Origin of the sequence: Pseudoalteromonas sp. SG45-2, assembly GCF_014164115.1 — a bacterium.
Taxonomy (GTDB): Bacteria; Pseudomonadota; Gammaproteobacteria; order Enterobacterales; family Alteromonadaceae; genus Pseudoalteromonas; species Pseudoalteromonas distincta.
The window spans coordinates 38721-57364 of sequence record NZ_JACJEO010000010.1 but is presented as its reverse complement, the minus strand read 5'-3'; the positions used below and the strand labels follow the sequence as shown (position 1 = coordinate 57364).

Sequence of the window (18644 nt, the reverse complement as noted above, 5' to 3'; positions counted from 1 at the left end):
TAAAATGCAATTTAAATGTGAGCAGTTTAATGCTTTAGATGCGCATACTCTTTTTACTATTATGCGAGGACGTGTAGACGTATTTGTTGTAGAGCAGGCGTGCCCTTACCCTGAACTTGATGATGTAGATATTGATTTAAATACACAGCATTTATATACACTAGACAATGGGCGGCTACACACTTATGCCCGATGCTATGAAAAAAATGAGCAATACAGCGCAATAGGGCGCGTGCTGGTAAGTAAAAGTGCGCGTGGCAAAGGCGACGCCACTGTACTTGTAAGTAAAGCTATAGAATGCTGTAAAGAGCGGTGGCCTGAACGAGATATTTATATTGGCGCACAAACCTACTTACTTGATTTTTACCGCTCCTTTGGCTTTGAAGATTACAAAAGTGAATATCTAGAAGACGGTATACCTCATCAAGATATGATTTTAAAACTCACTCAATAAATCCAATTTAAGCAGCTATAAAAAAGCCCACTAATGTGGGCTATTTTATTTAAAACTATTTTAAGGCTAAGGTATCATTTAGCTCAATAGTGAGTGTAAAAACACCATGCCAATAGCCAGTGGACATACAAACTTAGTATACCAAGGCCATATTTTCCAAAACAATGTATTGTGAACCTCTGGGTTACCCTCTTGAATTGCTTTTAGTAATGAGCCTCTATACCAAATCCAGCCTACAAATATACAACACATAAGACCAAGTAAAGGCTGAGCTACTTTTGTAGTGAGAGTGATTACTAAGCCAAATAAGCTGCTAAGGTTACACACAATTGTAATGCTAACGATAGCGATTAGCGCCCCAATTAACCACGTTGCTTGAACGCGTTTCATCCCAAAGCGCTCTACAGTGTATGATACTGGCGCCTCTAACATTGAAATAGATGATGTTAAAGCGGCAATACTCATTAACGCAAAAAATGAAAAACCCACAAATAAGCCAACTTCGCCCATACCATCAAATAAAGCGGGGAGTACCTGAAACACTAATGTATCTTCAGAGAGTAGCTTACCCGTTGTGGCCGAGAATATTTCAACGCCTTGAGCTTGTGCTACGTACATAGCCGGAATAATCAGTAAACCTGCAACAAAGGCTATAAATACATCAATAAGGGTCACATAGGCACCTAAAGAAACAAGATTTTCTTTTTTACTAATGTACGAGCCGTAAATAATCATTACGCTAGTGCCAAGCGATAAAGAGAAGAAAGCTTGCCCTAGTGCACTTACTAATAGTTTTGCGTCAAAAATAGATGAAAAGTCAGGAACTAAGTAGGCTTTTAAGCCTTCCATAGCACCATCTTGCGTCATCACATAAGCAATAAGTGCAAATAAAATGCCTAAAAGTGCAGGCATTAAACGCTTAGACCACTTTTCAATACCGTTTTCAACGCCTCTACTTATAATAGCGACAGTTAGTACGATAAAGATCATAGTGAATATAATATTTCGAGTAAGTGATTGCTCGCTTAACCATGTAGATGCTGTGTTGGCACCAACTAAAGTGGCTATGGGTTCAGCTGTGGCGCTGAGCATCCAACCGGCAACAATGGCGTAAAAGCTTAGTATAAAGCCAGCGCATAAAATACCGCCAAAACCAACAGCAAAAGCAAAGTGTTTTTGCCATGACTTATTAGATATTTTTTGAAGTGATGACACTGCGTTTGCTTGGCCATGACGTCCAATCATAAGTTCAGCCATTAAAGCAGGGTAGGCTAAAAAGAACGCAAGCACTAAATATGCGACTAAAAATGCAGCACCGCCATTACTTGCTGTTTGTGTAGGGAATCCCCAAATATTGCCCAAACCAACGGCAGAACCCGCGGCGGCCATAATAAAACCAAAGCGAGAGCTAAACTCGCCTCTAACTGCGCTCATATTATTGTACTTCTCTATTGTGTGACGGCGGTGACAATCTACTGGAAATGTAAAAAAATAAAAAGTGCTTATTTGCTGATCTAGCACAAATTAATAAGTAAAGTGTATGTTATAACCATCGATTTTAATTGTTGTTATTAAGTCGTTTAAAATAACGAGTTGATTTTGTTTAATAATTGTTAATTACAGTCTGTAACTATTGCTTTACGGATTATGGTGCTGTGCAATAGTGAGAGTAAAGCACGCCCCCCCTAACTGGGTGCTTTTACTTACTTTAACGCTGCCATGATGCCAATCAGCTACCTTGGTAACAATGGCTAGGCCAAGGCCATAACTCTTATCGGCTCTGTTACGGTGATCTTCCTCTCTAAAAAATGGGCTAAATACATTACTAAAGTTCTCTTGTGCGATACCTGGGCCGTCATCTTCTACCGTTATTATAAGCTGTTGCTCGTGTAACTTTGCACTGAGGTAAATATGTTGGTTTGCAAAATCACATGCGTTAGTTAATAAGTTAGTAATTGCACGGGCCAGCCAGTGAAGATCTGCATTTATTATTTTATCTGTACTATTGAGTTGTACGTTGAGCATTTGCATTTCAAGTTTTGGTGCAAGTTGAACTAAAATATCTTCAAGGTAGGATTTAATATTGGTTGATGAATAGGTTAGTTTATTCGCGTTTTGCTCTAAAGTAGCAAATGCTAAATAGCTACTAAGCATCGATTCCATATGATCTAAATCGTTTTCCATACGGGTTAAATACTGTTTTACTTTTTGCTCATCATGGCTATCTAATGCCGCATCTAAACCAAATCGCAGGCACGCGATAGGGGTGCGGATGTCGTGAGACAAGCTCGAGGCCATTAGTTTGTTTTCGGCGACGAGTTTCTCTATTTGGCTAGCCATGCGGTTAAAAGTAAGTTCCACATCTTTTATATAGGTAAAGTGCGATACCTTTATTCGGGCTTGAACATTACCAGAGGCAAACTTTTTAGCGGCTTCATTTAAGACAGTTAGCCGTTTAGCTAAGGGCGCGATAATAAACCCCATAAATACACATAGGCCTGCGTAAAATAGTAGAGTTAATATAATGTCGTTATGCTGCTCGCTATCAAAAATTTTATCTAAGCGCATTGATAAGTGAAAAGGATTTAAAACGTCGCTACTATAAAGCATATAAAAGCCTTGCTGATCCTCTAAAATCAGCCCACCTGGCGTGTGCATTTGTAATAATAAAGAAGGTGGTAAGGCGAGTGACTCATTTGGCTTGTAGTCAATTAAAACATCAAACTCTCGGGCTAGTTGTTTTACATAATCGCTGCGCTCAGATGTAGGTATGTTAGCTAACTGCTTATTAAAACCCATGATCATTTTACTTTGCTGACTAAATTCATCTTGTGGGGTATGCGCTTGTTGACTAAAAGCATCAATAAGCCAGCCCAATACCACAATAGATAAAAGTGCACTGCCTAGAAGCGATATATAAAACTTTTTCATTTATTTATTCATCGCTCTATTACCACGCGGTAGAAACAAGTAAATATCCACGGCCCCAAATAGTTTTAATTTTTTCGGGGTTTTGTGGATCATCATTAAATTTTTTACGAAGTGCAGAAATAAGTACATCAACACTTCTATCAAGCCCGTCGTACTCTCTACCTTTCGTCGCTTTAAATACGGCATCGCGTGAGACAACTTGACCTGCATTGCTTGCAAGGTAGTGTAATAATAGATATTCGGCGCTTGATATGTTTATATCTTGCTCGTTAAGGGTCACATTTCTAGATTCGGTATTAATACTAAGTGCACCAACTTGAATAATGCTTTGGCTAACCTGTGGTTTATTTGGTTCATTGTTTTGACGCAGTGCTGCTTTTATTCGCGCTAGTAATGCACGCGGACGCACCGGTTTCATTATGTAGTCGCTTGCGCCAACTTCTAAACCAATAACTTCATCCATCTCTTCATCGCGTGCGGTGAGCATTATAATAGGCGAATTATAAAAGCTACGAAGCTCTCTACATACGCTGATACCATCTTGCCCCGGGAGCATAATATCAAGGAGCACAATATTTGGGTTTAACGTTTTGACCTTGCTAACAACTTCGTCACCACGATGACAAACATGCGTTGTATAGCCTTGCTCTGTTAAATATTCAGCAACCCATTGCGCTAGTGATGCATCGTCTTCAACAAGTAAAATAGTGCCGTAGTTATCCATAAAATATCCCTAATGCGATTGGTATTAAAATAGTCGCCAGCGGCGTTTTTTTTGTCTGTTTTGATAAACCCATTGTAGTTTTACTTCTGCTGTACTGATGACTTTGGATGTATTGCTATCAAATAGTTCAAATGAAATGCTTTGCTGTGAGTCAAAAGCATAATTAAAAGTACCACTTTGTTGCTTTAGCCAACATTGCATAATGTACTTTGAAGTTGCATCGCGTAGGCAGTAATTACCAATGATAGGCTGCTCCCACGTAAGTGTAACATCGGCATAGCAATTACGCCCTTCGCGCAGTGCAACGCAAGTGTCGGGTAGTGCTATGAGTGCTTCAGGGGGGTCCTGCGCTTTAACAGTAAAGGTACTGGGAAAGATCAGTAATACCCAGATCCATCTAAAATACATAACGTAGGCCTACCTTGGCTTTATGTTGATATCCTTGGGAAATAATTGGACTGTCGTCAATTTCTTTTGAAAACCATGTAGTAAGCCAACCGGATAAAAACACCCAATCTTGGCTTATTGGATATTCAGCATGGAACTCAAAGATGATACTAGTACTGGCATTGCTGCTATAAATCGGGCGAAGGCTGGTGGCTTCATCGCTATCAATGCCAAAGTAATAATTTGTAAAGTCAGCAGAGTAGGCGCTTAAACCAACACCAGACCTAAACTCCCAGTTTCGCCATGGCAAAATGTGGGTAAAAAAGCTATTTATAACCCAGCCATTATGGGCACCAGATACGTCATGAAGGTATTCAAAGGAGAATTGTGAATTTTCAAATCGGCGCGAGAGCCTAAGACCAACATCAAAATCGTAATTACGTTTTTTAATACCTTGGAGTTCTTTTATAACACCGTGGTTATAAAACCCGAGGCCTTTTTCGTCAAACCCGGCTTGAGTATTTGTGCCAAGTATATCTAAGCCCCAATCAAATTTATCTATAAGGCTGTAACCAATTACAAGACCACCGCTGAGTTGATTGTGATCAAAATCAAGATAAAATTTATCGTAAGAAACAGCAAGACTTAAATCAAGCTCAACGCCCTTATCGTAAGATTCGATACCGATTAGGTAAGAATCTTCAATATAAAAGCCCGCACCTGCACTCCAATCCCAGGCAAAGCCTTGGGTTGGCTCTAACGTATTGTCTGCATAATAGCGATTACTTGCCATACTTGTGGTGCTAAAAATAAAGCAAAAAAGCAATGTTATGCTAACTAAAGTATGGTTAAGCAAAGTGTTTCTCATCCCTATGGGGCCTAATTATTATTTGTTATTAAGCGTAGTATATTGTTAATTCGTTCCTTTAATCTGTAAAAAAATGTAGTAAGTGTTAGGTCTGTTGAACTTTCAAGGTTAAATTTTCAGCAGCCTGTTTGGTATTTAGGCAAGGCAGAGCCTATGCAGTGTGGCTATTCCCCATAAATGGGCGATAACGTAGCATTAATGCCAAACAGGCGCTGCCCAAAGTGTTTTTCCTAAGGGCTATTTACGCTTTGTTGCTCGGTTTTTACTTATTCTTACATGGATGTAAGCCATTAGAATAACGCAGGAGCAGTTATCGAGCCCACTAGGTTACAAACCGAGCGCCGCGATTAAATAGCCCCTAGTTTGAACAAATTTTAATCCGTAAAGATCAACAGACCCTAATTTACTGAACTTTAATTTTATCGATTAATATACTGCTTAAGTAAAACTGCATCATAGGCGTTAATGCGCTTACTTCTGTTCTGTTACATGGACCACTAAGCTTGGCAAGGCTAGATAACTTTGACAACGTTTTGTACCGAGGAATTTGAATGTCTTTTCCAAGTCTTTCCATGCGGGCTTCATCAGTATTTTGCTGATGGACAAAAGCGACAACCTCAAGCTCATTAGTTATTTTTTGCTCTTCGGTGAAACTATAAACTAGTGGCTCACGATGAAAACTTGCACTATCAATAGAAGATTTAGCAAACCAAACAACATCACCTGATGCTTTGTGTGTGAGGCGCATACTTACTTGTGCAAATATTGCAGCGCATTCCTGAGTTGGGTATTGCTGAGCAATATCTGAATATAATGTAAAAGGGTTCTCAGGTTGCTTTATTGCGTACTTAACATCGTCAGTGAAAGTTAAATCAAGTTGCTGAATAGTTAGTGTGTAGTCGCTGTTATTTTTAGTGGTTACTTTTAGTTGTTTATCGTTAAGTGCTTGGCTAATTTGCGATAAAAGTTTATCGGTTACACTTGCCTTATCGGTAATAATTTTTACAGTTTGGTTTCTAACTACCTTATGTGCAGGAAGTTGAACGGATTTAACTTTTGGGGATGAGTGTTCTGTGGTGTACTCAAGCTGGTAGGTCTGACTTTTTAATGTTGGCTTTAATGGCATAGCCAGTGGCTCGGCCGGCTGCTTTGTAAGAGTACAACCAGTTGATAATATAACAAAAAGTGACACAACTAAAAAACGCATAAGTACTAAACACTCACTAAAAACCAAATAATCGTCGTATTGTACGTTAGTCCAAACAAAACTTCATGATATTATCTACATAGATGTAGTTAAAAAGATAAAATTTATAAAAATGAAGTATCTCAAATCTTTATTGTATAGCCTACCTGCTTTGTGTTTGTTGTTTAGCTCTGTGAGTTATGCAGCAAAAGCAGATCCTGATTGGGATGCATTTGTAAAAAAGTACGGCCGTTATACGCAAAAAAAACTGAAAAATAAAGGTATACCAGGCGCTGCACTTTCGATTGTAAGTACAAATAACTCAGACTACATACATACTATGGGTGTAACTAAAACCCGAAATGGACAAAAAGTAAATAAGCATACCCGGTTTAGGCTCGCGTCTGTTTCTAAAACATTTGCAGGCTCGTTATCTGCTAAATTAGCCAATGAGGGTTTACTTAAATTAGATAAAGCTGTTAGCGATTACATAACTGAGTTCAAAGGGACTGTTTATCAAGATGATTTAAAGGTATTTCACCTTCTAAGTCATGCAAGTGGTTTAGTGCCTAATGCGTACGATAATTTGATAGAGTCTCGTATGGATTACCCCAGTATTGTTGAAAAATTACTTAGTGTTAAACCTATTTGCAAACCAGGCGAATGTTACGGTTATCAAAATGTTATGTTTAGCCTTATAGGTAATGTGATATTACAAAGCAGTGGTAAAAGTTACGCGCAGTGGTTACGAGAAACTATTTTTGCGCCTTTAAAAATGAGTGATGCCAGCTTAGGTTTTGAATCTATGGTTCAGGATGAAAATTACGCATTACCACACGTGCGCGGTACAAAACGTTGGTATAGCGCTAAGCTTAAAAAAAATTATTATAAAGTGGGACCTGCAGCGGGTGTAAACGCAAGCGCAAATGACATGGCCATTTGGTTAAAAGCCCAGCTAGGGCAATACCCTGATGTTTTGTCATTGGATACTCTAGCAAAGCAAACGCGTCCTTATACACATACAAAAAAAGAAATGCATCGCAGGGTGTGGAAAAAACACCTTAATGAGGCTTATTACGGACTAGGTTGGCGGGTTTATAATTACGCTGATGAAACGCTTTACTATCATAGTGGCTGGGTGCAAGGATATAGAAGCGATGTGGTTGTGTTTCCCCACTTAAATGTTGGTTTTAGTTTAATCGTTAATGCTGAAACCGGCGTAATAAATGAATTAACAACTGAATTTATCGACAGGCTATTAGAATACAAACGAGGTAAAAAAATATGAATAAAATAATATTAGCAATCACTTTTTTAGCCTTGTCATTTAATTGTAGTTTGGCATTTGCCGCACCTGACGAGGTATATTTGTTTCGTCATAGCGAAAAGTTAACGGGGAAAAACCCAGCGCTCTCAGAAGAAGGGAAGGCACGTGCAAATAATTTAGTTACTTTGTTTAAAGAACATCAAAATATACATCTTTTTAGCAGCAACTATAAACGCACGTTGCAGACAGCCGCACCTTTGCAGGCACATTTTAATACCAAATTAAATGTGTATAACGCAGGTGAGCTAGGTGATTTAAAAAATGAGTTACTCAAACTAAAGGGTGTAGTTGTTGTTATTGGGCACAGTAATACGACGCCGCAACTGGCTGAACTACTCTCCAATGAAAAAGTGCCAGCTATGAGTGAGACACAATTTACTCAGTATTTTATATTGCATAATAAGCCCAGAAGTAATGGCACTGATTATGATGTAACGCACCATACAATGAGCTTTTAAATTAAAAAGTGTTATATAACAAAAAACCAGCATTAAGCTGGTTTTTTAATTTAAACGTACTAAATCCTTTAAATAGGATTAATTAGTTACGTGGTAAATGTATTTTTTTCTCAACACTTTGACGATAAAGCACAATAGTGTGACCTATCGTTTGTAGCTTAGTCGCACCAGTTTCACGTACGATTGCTTCAAAAATAAGTGCTTTTGTTTCACGATCATCAGTTGGAACTTTAACTTTGATTAATTCGTGAATTTCTAATGCACTTTGAATTTCGACTACTACGCCTTCGGTTAAACCGTTAGAACCTAGTAAAACTACAGGCTTGAGGCTATGTGCCTGACCTTTTAAAAACTGCTTTTGTTTGTTTGATAATGTCATGTTTATACAAATTTTGCTGAATATGGCTTGAATTAAGGGTATTCTAACGCCATCTAGAGAATATTACTAATTAGTTGCGTGTTAATTTATGACAAATAAAAAACAGTCAGCCAGTTCACAGCGATGGCTGAAAGAACATTTTGATGATAAATATGTTCAAGAAGCGCAAAAAAAAGGCTGGCGTTCACGAGCGGTTTTTAAATTAGATGAAGTACAAAATAGAGATAAGTTACTTCGCCCTGGTATGACCGTTGTTGATTTAGGAGCAGCTCCAGGAAGCTGGTCACAGTATTTGGCAGAAAAAGTAGGTGACAAAGGTCAAGTAATTGCCTGTGACATATTACCTATGGACTCACTTGCGGGTGTTGACTTTTTACAAGGTGACTTTCGTGAAGAAGCTGTGTTAAATGCGTTGCTAAAACGTATTGATGGTAAAAATGTTGATGTGGTACTCTCTGACATGGCACCAAATATGAGTGGTAATAACTCAGTAGATCAAGCGGGTAGTATGTATTTGGTAGAACTTGCGCTGGATATGTGTAGTCAAGTACTAAAGAAAAATGGCGCATTTATTGTTAAGGTTTTCCAAGGTGAAGGCTTTGATCAATACTTGCAAGATGTACGTAATAGTTTTAAAGCAGTGAAAATACGCAAACCTGATGCCTCACGTGCCCGTTCTCGGGAAGTATATATAGTAGCGACTGGATACAAACTGTAGTACAGTTGCTTGGCGTTTAGTTGAATTTAAATTAATTGGATACAAGAGGTTAACCCCTTGAGCGATATGGCGAAAAATTTAATACTATGGCTGGTGATTGCAGTTGTGCTGATGTCAGTCTTTCAGAGCTTTAATGGTGGCGAGCAAGTTGATCGTCAAACAAGTTACACTCAATTTGTTAAAGATGTCCGCAGTGGCTCTTTACAAGAAGTTATTATCGACCGCGGTACAGGAAATATTACTGGTACTAAGAGCAGTGGTGAGCGTTTTCAAACAACGATGCCAATGTACGATGAAGACTTAATAAATGATTTACTTAAAAATGATGTAAATGTGAAGGGTGTACAACCTGAAGAACAATCATTCTTAGCAAGTATATTTATTTCTTGGTTCCCGATGATACTGCTTATAGGTGTATGGATATTCTTCATGCGTCAAATGCAAGGCGGTGGCGGTAAAGGCGCTATGTCATTTGGTAAGAGTAAAGCCCGTTTAATGAGCGAAGATCAAATTAAAACCACGTTTGCAGATGTTGCTGGTTGTGATGAAGCGAAAGAAGATGTTACCGAATTGGTAGACTTTTTACGTGACCCTTCTAAGTTTCAAAAGCTTGGCGGTAGTATTCCTAAGGGCGTACTAATGGTTGGTCCTCCTGGTACTGGTAAAACGTTACTTGCAAAGGCTGTTGCGGGTGAAGCGAAAGTACCGTTTTTTACAATTTCTGGTTCAGATTTTGTTGAAATGTTTGTCGGTGTTGGTGCGTCACGTGTACGTGATATGTTTGAACAAGCTAAAAAAGCGGCACCTTGTATTATCTTTATAGATGAGATTGATGCGGTTGGTCGTAAACGTGGCGCAGGTATGGGCGGCGGTAACGATGAACGTGAGCAAACACTCAACCAAATGCTAGTAGAAATGGATGGTTTTGGTGGTAACGAAGGTATTATCGTTATTGCGGCAACTAACCGACCAGATGTTCTAGACCCTGCATTACTTCGTCCAGGTCGTTTTGACCGTCAAGTAGAAGTAGGTTTACCTGATATACGTGGTCGTGAGCAAATACTTAAAGTACACATGCGTAAAGTGCCATTAGGCGATAACGTAGAAGCGGCTCTTATAGCACGTGGAACACCTGGTTTTTCTGGCGCTGATTTAGCGAACTTAGTAAACGAAGCTGCACTTTATGCTGCACGTGGTAATAAACGTGTTGTAAGTATGGCTGAATTTGACGCTGCTAAAGATAAAATCATGATGGGCGCAGAGCGCAAAACCATGGTGATGAGCGAGCAAGAAAAAGAAATGACAGCATATCACGAAGCAGGCCACGCAATTGTGGGCCGTATGGTTCCTGAACATGATCCAGTTTACAAAGTTTCTATTATTCCACGTGGCCGTGCGCTAGGTGTAACAATGTACTTGCCTGAACAAGACCGTGTTAGTCATTCAAAAGAACTTTTAGAATCAATGATTTCAAGCCTTTATGGTGGCCGTATTGCTGAAGCGCTTATTTATGGTGCTGACAAAGTAACAACGGGTGCAAGTAACGATATTGAGCGCGCAACTGATATTGCACGTAAAATGGTTACACATTGGGGTTTAAGTGAAAAGCTAGGTCCATTGCTTTACGCTGAAGATCAAAACGAGATGTATATGGGTGGTGGCGGAAGCCGTGCATCTAGTATGTCGGATGATACTGCTAAAATAATTGATGCTGAAGTACGCTTGTTTTCAGATCGTAACTACCAAAGAGCAGAAGAAATATTAAAAGAAAATATTGATATTCTTCACTCAATGAAAGACGCGTTAATGAAATACGAAACAATCGACGCTAAGCAAATTGATGATTTAATGGCGCGCCAACCAGTGCGTGAGCCGCGCGATGCTCATGACCGCCATGAAGCTAAGCCGGTAAAAGAGCAAGAACCTCAAGAGCCAGTGCTTGATGAAAGTCAAAAAGCGGATGATTCATCGAAAAAAGATGAAACAAACCTTGATGATAAAGCTGAATAATCGTTAAAATAGTTAGTGAAAGCCCCGAATTTCGGGGCTTTTTTGTATCAGCTATTTAGAAAAAGAATAAAGGTTGGCAATGACTAATATATTAAAGCTTCCCAGAGGACGTACGCTCAATATTGAAAAGCCTGTTATTATGGGAATATTGAATGTAACGCCAGACTCATTTTCTGACGGCGGGCAGTTTTTAGACCCCAAAATAGCGCTAAAGCGCGCAATGCAATTGTTAGGGGATGGTGCGCAAATTTTAGACATTGGGGGAGAGTCTACCCGCCCCGGCGCGCCAGATGTGAGTTTGAAAGATGAACTAGCCCGAGTAATTCCTGCTATTAAAGCGATACGTGAGTACAGTGATTGCGTTATTTCAATTGATACCAGTAAAGCACAAGTAATGGAGCAAGCAATACTCGCTGGGGCAGATATAGTCAATGATGTAAGAGCTCTACAAGAAATAAACGCCTTAGAAACGGTTGCGCAGTATGAAGATGTAGCAATTTGTTTAATGCATATGCAAGGGCAACCCCGCAGCATGCAGTGCGCACCTCATTACGACAATCTGTTTGCAGATATAAATATGTTTTTTAGTGAACGTATTAAAGCATGTGAAACAGCAGGGATTAAGTTTGAGCGACTTATTCTAGACCCTGGTTTTGGATTTGGAAAAACACTTAGCCATAACTATCAAATATTGGCTAAGTTTGATGATTTTAACAAGTTAGGTTTGCCATTATTGGCCGGATTATCTCGTAAGTCGATGATAGGTAATCTATTAAATAGAGAAACAAATGAGCGATTAGCGGGCAGCTTAGCGGGTGCGTTAATCGCGGCGCAAAATGGCGCAAAAATTATTCGTGTACATGACGTTAAAGAAACCGCAGACGTACTTGGTGTATATCAAGCCTGCGAGAAAGGAATTGCATAATGAAAGAAAGAAAATATTTTGGTACTGATGGCGTACGTGGTCTAGTAGGAACGCCACCTATTAACCCTGAGTTTGCAATGAAGTTGGGTTGGGCTGCAGGGCGCGTATTATCTCAAAGTGGTACTAAAAAAGTCATTATAGGTAAAGATACGCGTATTTCTGGCTACATGCTTGAAACTGCACTTGAGGCTGGTTTAATTGCCGCTGGTATTGATGTTGTATTACTGGGTCCAATGCCGACACCTGCAGTTGCGTATTTAGCGCAAACATTTCGTGCAGAGGCAGGTATAGTAATTAGTGCCTCACATAACCCTTATTACGATAACGGTATTAAGTTTTTCAATGGGCAGGGTCTAAAGCTTGACGATGAAGTAGAGCTTCAAATTGAAGCGATGCTTGATGAGCAAATGACATGTGTTGCTTCAGATAAACTAGGTAAAGCTTCGCGTTTAGTTAGTGCAGACGGCCGTTATATAGAGTTTTGTAAGAGCCAGTTCCCCCAAGGGTTATCTTTAGAAGGGCTTAAAATTGTTGTCGATTGCGCAAATGGCGCTACATACCATATAGCTCCTTCTGTCATGCGCGAACTTGGCGCTGAAGTTATAACACATGCATGCGAGCCTAATGGCGTTAATATAAATCATGAATGTGGCGCTACTCATGTAGATACCCTTAAACGCAAAGTGCTTGAATTTAAAGCTGACGTAGGTATTGCATACGATGGGGATGGCGATCGTGTAATGATGGTTGATCATAATGGTCGTGTATTTGATGGTGACGATTTAGTTTATATTATTGCTTGCCAAGCTGCCGAAGATGATATGTTGGGTGGAGGTGTAGTTGGCACTGTAATGTCTAACATGGGTCTTGAAAATGCTTTAAAAGCAAAAGGTATCGAGTTTGCTCGCAGTAAAGTGGGTGACCGCTATGTAATGGAATTACTACAGCAAAAAGGCTGGAAAATTGGCGGTGAAAGCTCAGGCCATGTATTAAATTTAGATTTAATTAGCACGGGTGATGGCATTATATCAAGTTTGCAAGTACTTGCAGCTATGGTTGCACAAAACCGTACACTACAAGATTTGGGTGCTGGTTTTACTAAATATCCAATGAAAATGATTAACGTGCGCTATACCGCTGGAACAGATCCGACAAAAGCGCCAGAGGTACTTTCAGCTGTAGCAGAAGTTGAGCTTGCTTTAGGCGACAAAGGCCGAGTTTTACTGCGCAAATCAGGCACAGAACCTGTTGTTCGTGTTATGGTTGAAGCCGAGCAAGAAAAAATTGTAATAGACAGCGCTCAAAAAATTGCAGCTGTTGTAGAATCTATGAGCAAACAGACTGATTAATAACAATAACCTCTTGTAACTTTGGGCGAGAAAAGTTAATATCTCGCCCGCTTTCTAATGTGGAGTGGAAAATGGCAATACGCAAGGCGATGGTCGCAGGCAACTGGAAAATGAATGGTTCGTTAGAGCTAGTTAAACAAATGTCTGATGCTATTAACGATGTAAAATCACAAGAGATGGACATTGTTTTATTTCCTCCATTCCCACTTGTACCTGCGATGATAGCTAGTGGTGTTTCTACAGGTGCTCAAACTGTTTCTGAAAATACACCTGGTGCGTTTACCGGTGAAGTAGACGGACAGCTTCTAAAAGACTTAGGTGCAACTTACGTACTCGTTGGTCACTCTGAACGCCGCAGTATTTATAACGAAAGTAATGAAACTGTCGCTGAAAAGTTTGCTAGAGCACAAGAAGTTGGGTTAACACCAATCTTATGTGTTGGCGAAAGTGAAAGTGAGCAAGAAAACGGTCAAACCGAACAAGTAGTTGCTGCACAAATTGATGCAGTAATTGAAAAATTAGGTGTAGCAGCACTGAAAGATTCTGTGATAGCATACGAGCCCGTTTGGGCCATAGGCACAGGTAAGACTGCATCGCCAGAGCAGGCACAAACTGTTCATAAATTTATCCGTGATAAAATTGCTGCACTTGATAGCACTTTAGCACAAGGGCTTTCCATCTTATATGGTGGTAGCGTTAATGAAAAAAATAGCGAATTATTATTTGCACAAACAGATATAGATGGCGGCTTAATTGGCGGCGCAAGTCTAAAAGCAGAATCTTTTTCTGCAATCTGTAACAGTGCAAAAGGGACTGTATAAGATGTACGAAATTTTATTAGTAGTTTATTTAGTTGTGGCTTTAGCTCTAGTTGGAATGGTTTTAATTCAACAAGGTAAAGGCGCAGATATGGGTTCTTCATTTGGTGCTGGTGCTTCAGGCACGGTTTTTGGTTCGTCTGGTGCTGGTAACTTTATGACAAAAACAACCACAAGCTTAGCAACAGTATTTTTTGTTTTAAGCATTGTGCTAGGTAACCTAACTGCAGGTCAAATTAAAAAGACTGACGAGTGGGAAAACCTAGAAGCAGCTCCTGCAGTAGAAACTGTCGTTCCTGTTGAAGAAGATGTTCCGGTAACACCTACGAAAGAGCAAAGCTCTGACGTACCGAACTAATTTAGCGTAATGCTATCGTTAAACGATTTATACTCCTCAAATAAATCATATGTTTAACAAATAAGCGAAAGCTTAAAAATGCGGATGTGGTGGAATTGGTAGACACGCCACCTTGAGGGGGTGGTGCTTTCGGGCGTGGGGGTTCAAGTCCCCCCATCCGCACCAAATTTAGAAACCAGTAACAGAAATGTTACTGGTTTTTTTGTGCCTGCGATTTAAATTGAATGTTATTTGTACTTTCTTTTTTTAAAGGGCAATTAGTTATGTAGAATTTTGAATTGTTTGTAAAAAAAACTAGAAATTTTACAAATTTAGTTAACACTTATGAGTAATAAGCCGATAATAGATTTAGACAATAAAATAAGGTATTCACAATGGCTTCAGGCTTCACTTTTCAAAATCTCAGCATAAGTAAAAAAATACATGCGATTACGAGTATTGCTGTCGTTGCATTTTTAGTGATTGTTCTGATCAACTATTTTGCTATGAATGATAATAGAATTGCACTTGATGAAATGGAAAAATCATCCTACAAAGTTGTTAAGTTAACATCTGCTAATGTTGGCATTTTAGAGAAGCTGGACGAACTTTACACCCAAGCCGTAACATTTGGTGAGCAAGATTTAGTCGAGAAAGCATCTGACACATACAAGCAACTTGAGTTGAATATTATTGCGATAGAAAAAATAAATGCCTCTTACATTCACAGTGACACTAAAGAGCAGCTCGCAAATTACGAAAAAATATCAGCGACTATCGCAAATGGCATGGTAAATGGAACAGCAGATTTTAGTAAAATTCAACAACAAGCACAGAGGAAAACAGCGCTTTATAACGATGTCCTAGAAAAGTTTAAGGCAGCACAAGTCAAAGCTGACGATCGTTTTTTTGAACTTGTTGCAAGCACAAAGGACCGCTCTGATTACGCCCTTACGTTAATGTTAGTTGTTTCTATTGTATCGCTTATTTTATTGCTCTTTATGGCTATTTGGATAGCTAAGCGAATTGCTTCTTCGGCAAGTGATGCGGCAAATAATTTAAGCTTATTAGCAAGCGGTAAAGGCTCGCTAAGCACTAAATTGACAGTTAACTCTGAAGATGAAATAGGTCAAGTATCTATAAACTTCAACTCTTTTATTGGCATATTGAAAAAAACGGTGTTAGAAATTATCGCGGTTTGCGAACCGTTAATGGAAAACTCTACTCGCTTAGTGCAGGGGATGGAACAAGCGGAGCGTGCAACGACTAAACAAACCACTGATGCTGAGATTGTAAAGCAATCGATGGAAGAGATGAAACAGAGTGTAGGAGATATCTCTCAATCAGCTGCAAGTGCTTCTCATGCAGCGCAAACGGCAGAGAAAGAAGTTGAGCAAAGTCGAACTCAAGTACAAACATCAGTAACCGCTTCTCGTACGTTAAGTGATGAGATTAATCACGCTGCTACAACTATCAATAAATTAGCAGACGATACAAAAAATGTGTCGCAAATATTAAATGTTATTACATCAATAGCGGAGCAAACAAATTTACTTGCACTTAATGCTGCCATTGAGGCTGCCCGTGCTGGTGAGCATGGCCGAGGCTTTGCTGTTGTTGCTGATGAAGTTAGAGAGCTTGCATCGCGAACTGCTCACTCTACAAATGAGATTCGAGAGCTGTTGACTACTTTAACTGAAGCGGCTAACGAATCAGTTACTGCAATGACGACTGCAAGAGATATGGCTACAGATAATGCAACTGCAGCAGAAAAAACGGGTATTTCTATAGAGAAAATTGCAGAGCAAATGTTAGAAATAAATGGAATGAACTCACAAATTGCTGCTGCCACAGAAGAGCAAACATCAGTTGCTGCTATGGTTGTAGAAAACGTGACAAATATGCACGTATCATTTGAAGATACAATGGACTCGCTAACGGCTGTGAGGGATGTAGCTAAAAACCTTCATTACCTTTCAGATAACCTATTAGATGCCACGGCTAAATTTAAAATTGAGTAACGTAGCTAAATCAATTCGAAGTAATGCTTATTCAATTTGAGAGGGCAGATCAGACGCTAGCTGTGTTAAAATTTCTATTGAACAGTTTTTCTCCCTCAAAATATCTTACTTAATCGAGCGAATTGTTATTAAAGTTAAGTTATAAAAAAACCACCGATTAGGTGGTTTTTTTAATTTAATAATAGCAATTAAAAGGTAGCAATCACTTTAACTTTGTCAGTTGCTTTACTGCTATCTATATAGCCGATTGAATCACCATTAGCGGCAACAAAGTCAATGACAGCTTGATCTGAATCAAACTTTTCAGGCGGTGTTCCTTTACCTGTAAAAACAAGTTTTGACCAATAGGCATTTAATTGGCTGCTCGATTTACCTACCACTTTAGAATTGAATTCATCAGCAATAGCGGTACCGTTTTGAGTTGCTGGGTTGACCTTATTGCCGTTATCAAACGACTTGGCCTTTCCTAAGTAAATTTTCTTAATAGTCTCTGCATCAAGTGCATTTGCATTACCAGGATTTACAATTACTGCAACTTCAGCCAAAGCACCGAAAGAACATAATGAAAGCGCACTAGCGAGGATTAATTTTTTCATATTCCGCTCCAATTAAAATACTAAATCAACACCAACGGCTACTACATCCGTTTCAGTGTCAGTGATGTCATCATCAAATCGACTGAAGTCAATTTTAAATGCAGCAGAAGGGTGGAAGTCATAACGTGCGCCAATTGTGTATACGTTACTCTCTGCACGCATGCTCTCTAGGGCAAAGTTCACTGTAGTATTTAATAAAGGAATTGATTCAAGAGTATTAAAACGTGATGAATCATGTTTATCATCATTTTTTTCATAGGTGAAGTGAACAATAACATCGTCTATACGATAACCGGCAGAGGCATAGTATTGTGATTGTTCAGCCAAAATACTTCCCTCTACTTCAAACTGTGTATATTCAGCATCAAATAAGAAGTTATCATAGTCAATAGAGAAGCCAATACCAACAAAAGTTGTTTCATCTTCGTCAGTAGTAAGATCATTTGCTGTGCTCGTTAAACCGTTAGTATTAAGTACTTCAACAAGTCCAATTAAACCGCTGTCATTAGATGAAATGCTTGTGTCGGCAACAATATATGCAGCTCGTGCACTGAACCAGTCGTATGATAGGCTCCAGTTTATACCGCCTAAATTATTTAACTCAGCAGGTAAGCTATCTCCAAATACATCTATATCGCCATCAAAAGCGCCATAAAACCCTTGCAAAGTAGAGTCCCAATCTCCTAATTGATTGTTGTAAACAACACTCAAGCCTTCATAAGTCGAAAATGGGATACCGTATACTGAGCGAGGTGGACGTACCCAGCGATAAGCATAGCCAACATCCAAGAAATCTGAGTATTTATAGAAAGGAACACGCATTTTACCAGCGCTAAATTGCAGTTCATCGCTGTATTCATAAGTAACATATGCCCATTCGAATGTGGCGTCAAAGTCGTCCTCTCCACGCGCAATAATTTGAGCCGTAGCCGTTAGCTTCTCTTGAAGATCAGCAGATAGTTGTAAAGCGAACTTACTCTCATTTTTAAATGAGATATCATCGTCATATCCGTATAAGGTTTGATCACTGTCTAGGCTTTTACCACCCACTATAGATGCAAAACCATTAATACGTACTTCAGCGCTTGCATAGCTAGATGCAAGTACAGCACATACAGCTACTGCTACAGATAGCTTTTTCATATGTATTTCCTAT

General features: G+C 39.3%; 19 protein-coding genes and 1 tRNA gene. 11 read left to right on the top strand and 9 right to left on the bottom strand.

Annotation, left to right across the window (positions count from 1 at the left end; translation table 11 throughout):
- The first annotated feature begins 4 nt into the window (after window positions 1-4).
- Window positions 5-454: a GNAT family N-acetyltransferase gene (locus H5116_RS09075; protein ID WP_004335742.1), complete on the top strand. Its 450-nt coding sequence runs from the start codon at window positions 5-7 to the stop codon at window positions 452-454.
- A gap of 78 nt (window positions 455-532) precedes the next feature.
- On the opposite strand, the gene H5116_RS09070 is transcribed toward H5116_RS09075, so the two are convergent.
- The 6 genes from H5116_RS09070 to H5116_RS09045 form a co-directional block, all read right to left on the bottom strand.
- The gene (locus tag H5116_RS09070; protein WP_182672328.1) at window positions 533-1888 is read right to left on the bottom strand and encodes a sodium-dependent transporter; all 1356 of its coding nucleotides are present in this window, start codon (window positions 1886-1888) and stop codon (window positions 533-535) included.
- Between the two features lie 204 nt (window positions 1889-2092).
- Entirely contained in the window at window positions 2093-3385 is a 1293-nt protein-coding gene (locus H5116_RS09065; protein WP_182682682.1) for a HAMP domain-containing sensor histidine kinase, read from the bottom strand.
- A gap of 19 nt (window positions 3386-3404) precedes the next feature.
- The gene (locus tag H5116_RS09060) at window positions 3405-4109 is read right to left on the bottom strand and encodes a response regulator transcription factor (protein ID WP_004335749.1); all 705 of its coding nucleotides are present in this window, start codon (window positions 4107-4109) and stop codon (window positions 3405-3407) included.
- 24 nt (window positions 4110-4133) lie between these two features.
- Window positions 4134-4517, bottom strand: a complete 384-nt coding sequence (locus tag H5116_RS09055) for a DUF3019 domain-containing protein (RefSeq protein ID WP_024597091.1) — start codon at window positions 4515-4517, stop codon at window positions 4134-4136.
- Window positions 4507-5289 (bottom strand): MipA/OmpV family protein, encoded by a 783-nt coding sequence (locus tag H5116_RS09050; RefSeq protein WP_259395072.1) that lies wholly within the window; start codon window positions 5287-5289, stop codon window positions 4507-4509. The genes H5116_RS09055 and H5116_RS09050 overlap by 11 nt, the downstream gene beginning before the upstream one ends.
- A gap of 478 nt (window positions 5290-5767) precedes the next feature.
- On the bottom strand, window positions 5768-6571 hold the full coding sequence (locus tag H5116_RS09045; RefSeq protein WP_182715992.1) for a hypothetical protein: 804 nt from the start codon (window positions 6569-6571) through the stop codon (window positions 5768-5770).
- Between the two features lie 112 nt (window positions 6572-6683).
- Here H5116_RS09045 and H5116_RS09040 point away from each other — a divergent pair, with 112 nt between their 5' ends.
- Both H5116_RS09040 and H5116_RS09035 read left to right on the top strand, forming a co-directional pair.
- Window positions 6684-7838 carry a serine hydrolase gene (locus H5116_RS09040; RefSeq protein ID WP_182715991.1) on the top strand — a complete coding sequence of 385 codons (1155 nt, stop codon included), beginning with the start codon at window positions 6684-6686 and terminating at the stop codon, window positions 7836-7838.
- Window positions 7835-8335, top strand: coding sequence for a histidine phosphatase family protein (locus H5116_RS09035; protein WP_002963152.1), 501 nt, complete (start codon window positions 7835-7837; stop codon window positions 8333-8335). The genes H5116_RS09040 and H5116_RS09035 overlap by 4 nt, the downstream gene beginning before the upstream one ends.
- Before the next feature lie 82 nt (window positions 8336-8417).
- Here H5116_RS09035 and yhbY read toward each other — a convergent pair whose 3' ends face one another.
- Window positions 8418-8714 (bottom strand): ribosome assembly RNA-binding protein YhbY, encoded by a 297-nt coding sequence (gene yhbY, locus H5116_RS09030; protein WP_002963153.1) that lies wholly within the window; start codon window positions 8712-8714, stop codon window positions 8418-8420.
- 88 nt (window positions 8715-8802) lie between these two features.
- Between yhbY and rlmE the strand changes: the two genes are divergently transcribed.
- From rlmE to H5116_RS08990, 8 genes are all read left to right on the top strand, one after another.
- Entirely contained in the window at window positions 8803-9432 is a 630-nt protein-coding gene (gene rlmE / locus H5116_RS09025; protein ID WP_002963155.1) for a 23S rRNA (uridine(2552)-2'-O)-methyltransferase RlmE, read from the top strand.
- A gap of 66 nt (window positions 9433-9498) precedes the next feature.
- Window positions 9499-11442, top strand: a complete 1944-nt coding sequence (ftsH, locus tag H5116_RS09020; protein WP_033013425.1) for an ATP-dependent zinc metalloprotease FtsH — start codon at window positions 9499-9501, stop codon at window positions 11440-11442.
- Between the two features lie 79 nt (window positions 11443-11521).
- Window positions 11522-12367, top strand: coding sequence for a dihydropteroate synthase (folP, locus tag H5116_RS09015; RefSeq protein WP_154903580.1), 846 nt, complete (start codon window positions 11522-11524; stop codon window positions 12365-12367).
- Entirely contained in the window at window positions 12367-13716 is a 1350-nt protein-coding gene (gene glmM / locus H5116_RS09010; protein WP_002962765.1) for a phosphoglucosamine mutase, read from the top strand. Before folP ends, glmM begins: the two co-directional genes overlap by 1 nt.
- Window positions 13717-13787: 71 nt before the next feature.
- The gene (gene tpiA, locus H5116_RS09005; protein WP_002962767.1) at window positions 13788-14537 is read left to right on the top strand and encodes a triose-phosphate isomerase; all 750 of its coding nucleotides are present in this window, start codon (window positions 13788-13790) and stop codon (window positions 14535-14537) included.
- 1 nt (window position 14538) lies between these two features.
- Window positions 14539-14892 (top strand): preprotein translocase subunit SecG, encoded by a 354-nt coding sequence (gene secG / locus H5116_RS09000; protein WP_182715990.1) that lies wholly within the window; start codon window positions 14539-14541, stop codon window positions 14890-14892.
- Between the two features lie 80 nt (window positions 14893-14972).
- Window positions 14973-15057: transfer RNA gene (locus tag H5116_RS08995), tRNA-Leu, on the top strand.
- A gap of 209 nt (window positions 15058-15266) precedes the next feature.
- Window positions 15267-16892, top strand: a complete 1626-nt coding sequence (locus tag H5116_RS08990; RefSeq protein ID WP_024594860.1) for a methyl-accepting chemotaxis protein — start codon at window positions 15267-15269, stop codon at window positions 16890-16892.
- 188 nt (window positions 16893-17080) lie between these two features.
- Here H5116_RS08990 and H5116_RS08985 read toward each other — a convergent pair whose 3' ends face one another.
- Window positions 17081-17488, bottom strand: coding sequence for a hypothetical protein (locus H5116_RS08985; RefSeq protein ID WP_002962772.1), 408 nt, complete (start codon window positions 17486-17488; stop codon window positions 17081-17083).
- A 12-nt stretch (window positions 17489-17500) separates the two neighbouring features.
- Complete coding sequence (locus H5116_RS08980) at window positions 17501-18631, bottom strand: porin (RefSeq protein ID WP_024594859.1); 1131 nt, start codon at window positions 18629-18631, stop codon at window positions 17501-17503.
- Between the last annotated feature and the right edge of the window lie 13 nt (window positions 18632-18644).